Genomic DNA, 8,483 nt, shown 5'->3' with positions numbered 1-8,483 from the left:
TAACGCCGAAGCACAGCGGCGCCCTTGGAATGGCGACGAAGGAGCCATGGAAAGGGCGTCCGGCGGCCGTAGGCCGCGTACTGCTGCGACTTGTTAAGGGCCTGTTTACCCTTGGTTTTTGATTTGGCACCCAACGCTGAATGCCGACTCCCGATACCTTGCAATAACTTGACCAATTGCGCCAGGAACCAGAACACCGAATAGGCAGAAATTGCCCAATGAATACGCCGGATTGCCCCGAGACCTGAACACCAGATTAGCCGCCAAACCGTTGCCAGACTGAGGCCTGTTTTCAGCCTGCGGACAACCACTGAAGCCAGTGCCAAACACAAAACCCAATGAGCACCGGAGCAAGGCCTTTAACGCAAAGATAAGCGGCGCCCTGTACAGGGCGTCCGGTGGAGGCCGTAGGCCGGAACGAACTTGATCGACTTGTTAAATTATTTCAAGTTTGGCTACTTGGTAATACTCCTGCTCAGGAGCACTAACCCATAGGGCTATATTTCTTGGTAGATCAAATTCGGTTGTTACGCCAGCGTTTTCGAGAACCGGGCCCTTAAACTCAACCAAGATAGGTTCGTTAAACCCAGCTAATTCGAACGTACCTATGGCCCAATGGGCGTATTTACCCTGCTCTGAGCCGGAGTCTAGGAGGAAAAATTCCCCAGTGATCCTGTGTGGCCAACTTTCTACAGTTTCAAGATATTTTTCTGCATCGTTCTCAGGTATCCGGGCGTTTAGCTCCGGGTCTGCCGGTTTGACGCCTGTGAGCTTTTCAAATAACCAATTATAAATGCTCATCTAGTGCACCAAAAATTTAACGCCAGCAATAAACGGCGCCCTGAAAAGGGCGTCCGGTGGAGGCCGAAGGCCGGAACGAATTTAATTGCCTTGTTATAACTGGCACGGTTTCAGCGACCTTTCTTCTTGGTCGGATTCCGAATATGGCCAACCACAAGAACCACCACACAAATGAACAAGATCAGCAAAAGAACCAACAAGAGGAGTCCTGCGCCGCCTTCACAGGTTTGCTCACAACCGAGAAGCCTTGCGAGGAAGCGAACCCCTCCCCTAAACAACCCGTCAAACAGTAGTTCTCCCAAAAACTCTCACCTACTTTTGCCGGAGCCTGATTGCCCCGTGCATATAACAGCTAATTATACGAACGCGTTCGTATAACACCCGTTCGTAAAACCCCATCTTAAAACTCTCAATATTTTTTTCAAAAATCACTTCAAAAACAGTTGCTTGAGAGCATTTCACCACGGCTACCGCCGGAGTTATACGCCCACCTTCGAGCCACCCCTGCGCACCATTGTGGGCGTATAACTCCGCCCATTGTTTTCCATCTTTTCAACCCTATCAGATAGTTACACGGATTTCTCATGCGACTTTTGCAGTTTTGCGAACGCGTTCTTATAACTCCGCCCTACAGTCGCATCTTGACATCTCCATATACCGGGTTACTGTATATAAAAACAGTATTTCGAGGATGACTGGATATGGATATCCCCTCCCCCCTTCCGGCACAGCCAACCCGCTTCCTGGACAAGGTCCGGAGCTTTATCCGTCTGCGCGGCATGGCGTACAAAACCGAAACAACCTACCTGTTCTGGATCAAACGGTTCATCCGGTTTCATGATCGGAGACACCCTGAGTCTATGGGAACTGTCGAAGTGGAAGCGTTTCTGTCTCACCTTGTTTTGCAGGCAAATGTCAGCACCGCTACCCAGAGGGTCGCGCTCAATGCGCTTGTGTTTCTGTACCGTGAGTTCCTGGGGCAGCCCTTGGAGGAACTCAGTTTTGAACGCGCGAGGAGGCCCAAGCGTTTACCCACCGTGTTCAGTCCGGAGGAAGTAAAGGCAGTGATCGGCAACCTGGAAGGCGAATACAGGCTTGTCGCCATGCTTCTCTATGGCTCAGGCCTGCGTATTAATGAAGCGTTGCGTTTGCGGGTTAAAGACGTGGACTTTGATATGCAGCAGCTGATCGTTCGAAGTGGCAAGGGGGACAAGGACCGGATTACTTTGCTGCCGGATCGCTTGATTAAGCCGCTACGGAAACAGATCGATTCTGCCCTGCACCAGCATCAGGCCGATCTCCTCAAAGGGGTCGGTTCAGTCTATTTACCCGCAGGGCTGGCACGAAAGTATCCGAATGCCAGCGAGGAGCCTGGCTGGCAGTATGTTTTCCCCGCAGCGGAGCTTTCCCGGGATCCGCGTGCTAACGTCCGGAGGCGCCATCATCTGCTCGATCGGACGGTTCAGAAACACTTCCGGCGCGCTATTTTGGATGCTGGTATTCGCAAGCATGCGGGCAGCCACACCTTCCGACACAGTTTTGCTACGCGTCTGCTTGAGGCGGGGTACGACCTGCGCACCATCCAGAAGCTGCTGGGGCATTCGGACCTGCGAACCACTGAGATCTACACCCACGTTGTTCGCAAGGGAGGATTTGGCGTCCGCAGCCCGGTTGACAGTGCCTTTTAAACTCCCGGTTACTGGCCGGTATCCGTTTGATATGGATATAGCCGGGCAGCGGGGGCCCTGAGGGCCTCACTGCATGTTCTGGTAAGCGTCGTCTGTGCGAGCGGCCATCACGAAGTCGTTTTTGTGCAGGCCGCCAATCTTGTGGGTCCACCAGCGCACGGTGGCTTTGCCCCACTCCAGCAGGATAGCCGGGTGATGATTTTCCTCTTCGGCCAGATCGGCCACTTTGTTGGTGAATGCCTGGGCCTGGACGAAGTTGCGGAATTTGAACACGCACCGGAGCTGTTCTTCGCCATCCAGCTCGACGATTTCCCAGTCGGGAACAGATTTGAGCAGTTCGGCTTTTTCGTCTGCGGTGACTTGTGGTGCGTCAGCACTGCAGGCTTCACAGGCTTGCTGTTTCAGATCGCTCATTTTCACCTCCTTTTGCCTCTTCCCTAACCATGGGTTTCAGCCTTCGTTTTATCAACCCGGTGCTTGAAATCCGGCCCTGTTCATAATACTGTATATTTAAACAGTATTCGGAGATTTCCCCATGAGCGAACTGCTGAACACACTGATGCGGGATGCCCGTGTCTGGCAGGGGCACCGGCACCGTCAAACCACACAACCCTCCGAATCCACCGGCTACCAGGTACTGGATAACCAGCTGGGGGGCATCGGCTGGCCCCGGGGCGCGTTGAGCGAATGCCTGCTGGATGCCCCCGGTATTGGCGAGCTGCACTTGTTATTACCGTTGATGCAGCGGCTGACGGAAGCGGGCAAGACCGCATTCTGGCTGAATCCGCCACACACGCCCTATGCACCGGCCCTGGCACGGGAAGGCGTAGATCTGGATCAGGTGGTAATGATTCATACCGAAGATGCCGGCGATTTCCTATGGACCCTGGAAAACTGCCTTCGCTCCCCGGTCACCGGTCTGGTGCTGGCCTGGCCGGGCAAGCTGGCCACCCGTGAGGTCCGCCGGCTGCAACTGGCGGCGGAAGCGGGCAGCAACGTGTGTGTGCTGTTCCGGGAGCGCAAATATGCAGAGCAGAACTCTCCGGCCGCCCTGCGCCTGGAACTGACGCCGGACGACAATCAGGATCTCAAGGTCAATGTGATCAAGCGCCGGGGCAGCTGGCCCGGGCAGCGGTGCAGCCTGGCCATGGCGCACCGGGCCGACCTGGCGTTCCGGGAAGCCCCTCGGGTGGTGCAAGGCCCCTGGCAACACACACAACGATAGGGTTCACATGCTCTGGTTGTACCTGCATTTTCCGCACCTGCTGCTGGACCATATCCGCCGTGACCGGGAGGACCAACGCCCTCTGGTTATTGTGGAAGGCTCCGGCCAGCGCGTTATCCAGGCCTGCCCGGATGCCCGGGACCATGGTGTACGTGCCGGCATGCGCCTGAAAACCGCCATCAACCTGGTACCGGAACTGGGCATGGTGCGGGCACAGCCCGAGCAGGAAGCCCGGATACTGGAAGACCAGGCTCGGTGGCTATACCGCTACGCTGCCCACATCGTATTGGTATCCCCGGATGGCCTCCTGGCGGAAATCGGCAGTCTGCAGAGGCTATACGGCGGCCTGCCGGCGGTCTGGCAAACGGTGGAACAGGCCCTGAACGAACACCGGCTCACCGCCTGGGTTGCCATTGGCCATACTCCGCTGTCAGCCCGACTGATTGCCCGGGCCGGCAAGGGGGAATGCACAGCGGACAAGGGTCATATTCTCCGGGCCCTGGAGACCATGCCACTGGTGGCTGCAGAGTTTGATGGGAAAACCTGCACCCGCCTGCAGCGGCTGGGTCTGAATACCCTGGGCGAGGTATTCGCGCTGCCCGCACCGGAGCTGGCCCGCCGGCTGTCTCCGGAAACCCTGGCCCGCATCCAGAAAATCCAGGGCACAAGGCCCGATCCGCAAACACCTTGGCAGCCGCCCCATTCGTTTCGTCAGCAGGCGGATTTCATTCAGGAGATCGAACACACTCAGGGGCTGCTGTTTCCGCTGCAACGCATACTCTCGGAGCTGGAAGACGACCTGTGCTGGCGCCAGCAGGACACCGACAGCCTGCACCTGATCCTGCAGCACCGGCACGAGGAAGACACCCGCCTGCGGATACGGACCGCCGGGCCGGAACACCGGGCCGAGGCCTTCCTGAACCTGATCCGGCTGCGGCTGGAACAGCAGCCATTGCGGGCACCGGCGGTTGCCCTGGTGCTGTCGGTGAAACGCTTTCTGGGGCGAGAAGCTCCCACCGGCCAGGATCTGTTGGGCGAAGGCCAGGACCTGAACGAGGCCTGGCATACCCTGATCAGCCGGTTGCAGGCACGACTGGGCGAGCAATCCCTGAAACGGTTATCCCCCCAGGCGGACCATCGCCCGGAGCGGGCCTGGTCGGCCACAGAGGTGCAACAAAAACACAAATCCCGTCTTGCAGCGCCGGAACACCTGCCCCGCAGGCCACTCTGGCTGCTGCAGGGCCCGCAACCGCTGACCGAACCGCCGGCGGCCTGGTTTGCCGGGCCGGAACGCATCAGTGGCGGCTGGTGGGACGGCCAACGGGTACATCGGGATTATTACATCGCCCAGCTGCAAAGCGGCCAGCTGGCCTGGGTCTTCCGGGATGTGCATGAGGGTTGGTTCATCCATGGCTGGTTCGGGTGACGCAATGTCCGGCTACGCCGAGCTCTTCTGCTTCAGCAACTTCACTTTCCTGACCGGCGCCTCCCACCCTCACGAATTGTCGGAACGGGCGGCAGAGTTGGGTTACACCGCCCTGGCCATCACCGATGCCTGCTCCGTGGCCGGCATTCCCCGGGCCTGGGCAGCCCTGAAAGAAAGTCAGGTCAAGCTGATTACCGGCAGCTGGTTTGAGCTGGAGGATGCCCCGACAGGCGCCGCGATTCCCCGATTCATCTTGCTCGCCCGCACCCGCATGGGGTACGGCCAGCTATGCCAGCTGATCACTACTGGCCGCCGCCGCGCGGAAAAAGGCCAGTACCGGCTGTTTTACAGGGATGTGGAAACCCACGAGCTGGACGACTGCCTGTGCCTCTGGCTGCCGCCAGCCATTGTCGAGGTGGATGCTGACCAGGCCCTGGCCTGCGGCGAATGGCTGTACCGGCTGTTTGACCACCGGTTCTGGATTGCCGCCGCCCGTACCCTGGAATCCGGAGAAGAGCAGCAACTGGCCCGCACCCGCTGGCTGGCCGATCAGCTTCGCTGCCCCATCACCGCCTGTGGCGAGGTCCACATGCACAGCCGGGAGCGCCAGCCCCTGCAGGACGTACTCACCACCCTGCGCCATCACACCACCCTGGAAAGTGCCGGCCATTGCCTGTTCCAGAACGGTGAGCGTTACCTGCGTCCCCTGCCAGTCCTGCAACGGCTGTTCCCGGAAACCTGGCTGCAACAGGCCCTGCGCATTGCCGAGGACTGCACCTTCGAGCCCGGCAGCCTGCGCTACGAATACCCACCGGATCTGGTTCCGGAGGATGAAACGCCCGCCGGCTACCTCAAACGCCTGACCCGCGAAGGCGAGCGCCGGCGCTACCCGGATGGCACCCCGCTCCAGATCCAGGGCCTGATCCGCAAGGAGCTGGAGCTGATCACGGAGATGAAGTACGAACACTACTTCCTCACCATCCAGGACATCGTCGCCTTTGCCCGCAGCCAGGGCATCCTGTGCCAGGGACGGGGCTCGGCGGCCAATTCGGCGGTTTGTTATTGCCTGGGTATCACCGAAGTGAACCCGGCCAATGTAGAGCTGCTGTTCGAACGATTCATCTCCAGGGATCGCAACGAACCGCCGGATATCGATGTGGATTTCGAGCACGAACGGCGGGAGGAAGTCATCCAGTACATCTATCGGCGCTATACCCGGGAACGGGCCGCTCTGGCCGCCACCGTCATCCGCTACCGCCCCCGCAGCGCCATCCGCGATGTGGGCAAGGCCCTGGGTTTTGATCCGGCCCTGGTGGAACAACTGCTGGATGGCATCGACTGGCGGGACGAGGCCACCAACTGGCGCCAGCAGATCCTGGACAAGAATCTCACCCGCAACCCGCAGGTGGCGGACCAGTTCTTTACCCTGGTGAACACCCTGCTCGGCTTTCCCCGGCACCTGTCCCAGCACGTCGGCGGCTTTGTGATCAGTTCCGGCCCGCTGGCCGAACTGGTACCGGTCGAGAACGCCGCCATGGAAGACCGTACCGTGATCCAGTGGGACAAGGACGACCTGGAAAGCCTCGGGCTGATGAAAGTGGACGTCCTGGCGCTCGGCATGCTCTCTGCCATCCGCAAGGCGCTGGAGCTGATCAGCGAACAAAAAGGCGGCCCATTTACTATCCAGGACATCCCCCAGGAAGACCCGGCCACCTACGCCATGCTCCAGAAGGGCGACAGCATCGGCGTATTCCAGGTGGAATCCCGCGCCCAGATCAACATGCTGCCGCGGCTGAAGCCGGAGACTTACTATGATCTGGTCATCGAAGTCGCCATCGTCCGCCCCGGTCCCATCCAGGGCGACATGGTCCACCCCTACCTGCGCCGCAAACACGGCCTGGAACCGGTGGACTACCCAAACGACGCCGTCCGCCGTGTCCTGGAACGCACCCTGGGCGTGCCCATTTTTCAGGAACAGGTCATCAAACTCGCCATGGTCGCCGCCGGCTTCTCCGCCGGCGAAGCAGACCAACTCCGCCGCGCCATGGCCGCCTGGAAATCCCACGGCGACCTCACCCCGTTCCGGGAAAAACTCATCACCGGCATGCTCGAACGGGGCCATGATGCCGACTTTGCCGAACGGTTATACCAACAGATCTGCGGCTTCGGTGGTTACGGCTTCCCCGAATCCCACGCCGCCAGCTTCGCCCTGCTGGTTTACGTCTCTGCCTGGATCAAACGCCACTACCCCGCAGCCTTCTACTGCGCCCTGCTCAACAGCCAGCCCATGGGCTTCTACTCCCCATCCCAACTGGTCCAGGACGCTCGCCGCCACAACGTCACCGTGTTGCCACCAGACGTCAATTACAGCCATTGGGACCACACCCTCGAAGGCCCGGACCGCCACCTGCGCCTGGGCCTCAGAATCATCCAGGGCCTTTCCACCGGCGGCGCCGAACGCATCCACCAAAACCGCCCGGCCAACGGCTACCGCTCCGCCACAGAACTCCGCCGCCAGGCCGCCCTCAACCAGCGGGACATGGAACTCCTCGCCGGCGCCAACGCCATGCCCGGCTTCACCGCTAACCGCCACCAGGCCTACTGGCAACTGCTCGATCACGAACAGCCCACCGAACTGTTCGCCGCAGAAGACCCGGACGACTACCAACCGGACCACTGCGACCAACTCCCCGAACCCACCGAAGGCCAGAACGTCCTGGCCGACTACGCCAGCCAGGGCCTGACCCTCCAACGCCACCCCCTGGCTCTATTACGGCAGCAAGGCCACCTCCGCTTCTGCCTCACCTCCGAACAACTCAAAACCACCAAAGCCGGCATCCCCGTCCAGGTCGCCGGCCTCGTCACCGGCCGCCAACGCCCCGGCTCCGCCTCTGGCGTCACCTTCGTCACCCTCGAAGACGAAACCGGCAACGTAAACGTCGTAGTCTGGCTGGAAACCGCACGACGGCAGCGGAAGCCATTACTGACTGCCCGGCTATTACATGTGAAAGGCGTGCTGGAGAGAGAGGGCGATATCGTCCATGTGATGGCGGGGAAACTGTCGGACCTGAGCCATCTGATTAACTCGTTACCGGTCAGTTCGAGAGATTTTCACTGATCTCGAATCTACACATACCTTCAGGGTCTCGTTTCCGGAATCCCACTGAATGGTATGGGCGCCTGTCAGGGTCTCCCTCCCGGGAATGTTGAAGGCCATGGATGGCCTGAAACAAGCGCACATGGGTGAGGCCGAGCGTTTATGAAGCGAAGCTTCATGCGACAGCCGAACGACAGCAATCTGTGATTGCTGGCTGGACCCCGAAGGGGTGCTCGTAGCGGTTCC

General features: G+C 59.7%; 7 protein-coding genes. 4 read left to right on the top strand and 3 right to left on the bottom strand.

All coding sequences use genetic code 11. The features are described 5' to 3' along the window. Both R6W86_RS13705 and R6W86_RS13700 read right to left on the bottom strand, forming a co-directional pair. Positions 1-326: hypothetical protein (locus R6W86_RS13705; RefSeq protein WP_410329923.1), on the bottom strand; the 326-nt coding region annotated here is incomplete at its 3' end. A gap of 109 nt (positions 327-435) precedes the next feature. Then, complete coding sequence (locus R6W86_RS13700; RefSeq protein WP_410329922.1) at positions 436-801, bottom strand: hypothetical protein; 366 nt, start codon at positions 799-801, stop codon at positions 436-438. A 701-nt stretch (positions 802-1,502) separates the two neighbouring features. Here R6W86_RS13700 and R6W86_RS13695 point away from each other — a divergent pair. Further along, positions 1,503-2,489 (top strand): integron integrase, encoded by a 987-nt coding sequence (locus tag R6W86_RS13695; protein ID WP_410329921.1) that lies wholly within the window; start codon positions 1,503-1,505, stop codon positions 2,487-2,489. A 66-nt stretch (positions 2,490-2,555) separates the two neighbouring features. On the opposite strand, the gene R6W86_RS13690 is transcribed toward R6W86_RS13695, so the two are convergent. Beyond that, a complete protein-coding gene (locus tag R6W86_RS13690) occupies positions 2,556-2,903 on the bottom strand; it encodes a 4a-hydroxytetrahydrobiopterin dehydratase (protein WP_410329920.1) in 348 nt (115 codons plus the stop codon). A 121-nt stretch (positions 2,904-3,024) separates the two neighbouring features. Between R6W86_RS13690 and imuA the strand changes: the two genes are divergently transcribed. The 3 genes from imuA to R6W86_RS13675 are packed head-to-tail and all read left to right on the top strand — an operon-like array spanning position 3,025 to position 8,258. Next, complete coding sequence (gene imuA, locus R6W86_RS13685) at positions 3,025-3,714, top strand: translesion DNA synthesis-associated protein ImuA (RefSeq protein WP_410329919.1); 690 nt, start codon at positions 3,025-3,027, stop codon at positions 3,712-3,714. A 7-nt stretch (positions 3,715-3,721) separates the two neighbouring features. Continuing rightward, positions 3,722-5,140, top strand: coding sequence for a Y-family DNA polymerase (locus tag R6W86_RS13680; protein WP_410329918.1), 1,419 nt, complete (start codon positions 3,722-3,724; stop codon positions 5,138-5,140). A 4-nt stretch (positions 5,141-5,144) separates the two neighbouring features. Next, positions 5,145-8,258: an error-prone DNA polymerase gene (locus R6W86_RS13675; protein WP_410329917.1), complete on the top strand. Its 3,114-nt coding sequence runs from the start codon at positions 5,145-5,147 to the stop codon at positions 8,256-8,258. The last annotated feature ends 225 nt before the right edge of the window (positions 8,259-8,483 follow it).

The sequence above is a fragment of the Marinobacter sp. genome (genome assembly GCF_046484525.1).
GTDB lineage: Bacteria > Pseudomonadota > Gammaproteobacteria > Pseudomonadales > Oleiphilaceae > Marinobacter.
Note: the sequence above shows the minus strand (reverse complement) of the source record. Positions and strands in the feature narration are given on the sequence as shown.

Bases quoted from the DNA above. Each gene is read 5' to 3' on its own strand.
- R6W86_RS13695 (WP_410329921.1), top strand. From the start codon at position 1,503: ATGGATATCCCCTCCCCCCTTCCGGCACAGCCAACCCGCTTCCTGGAC.
- R6W86_RS13700 (WP_410329922.1), bottom strand. From the start codon at position 801: ATGAGCATTTATAATTGGTTATTTGAAAAGCTCACAGGCGTCAAACCG.
- R6W86_RS13680 (WP_410329918.1), top strand. From the start codon at position 3,722: ATGCTCTGGTTGTACCTGCATTTTCCGCACCTGCTGCTGGACCATATC.
- R6W86_RS13690 (WP_410329920.1), bottom strand. From the start codon at position 2,903: ATGAGCGATCTGAAACAGCAAGCCTGTGAAGCCTGCAGTGCTGACGCA.
- imuA (WP_410329919.1), top strand. From the start codon at position 3,025: ATGAGCGAACTGCTGAACACACTGATGCGGGATGCCCGTGTCTGGCAG.
- R6W86_RS13675 (WP_410329917.1), top strand. From the start codon at position 5,145: ATGTCCGGCTACGCCGAGCTCTTCTGCTTCAGCAACTTCACTTTCCTG.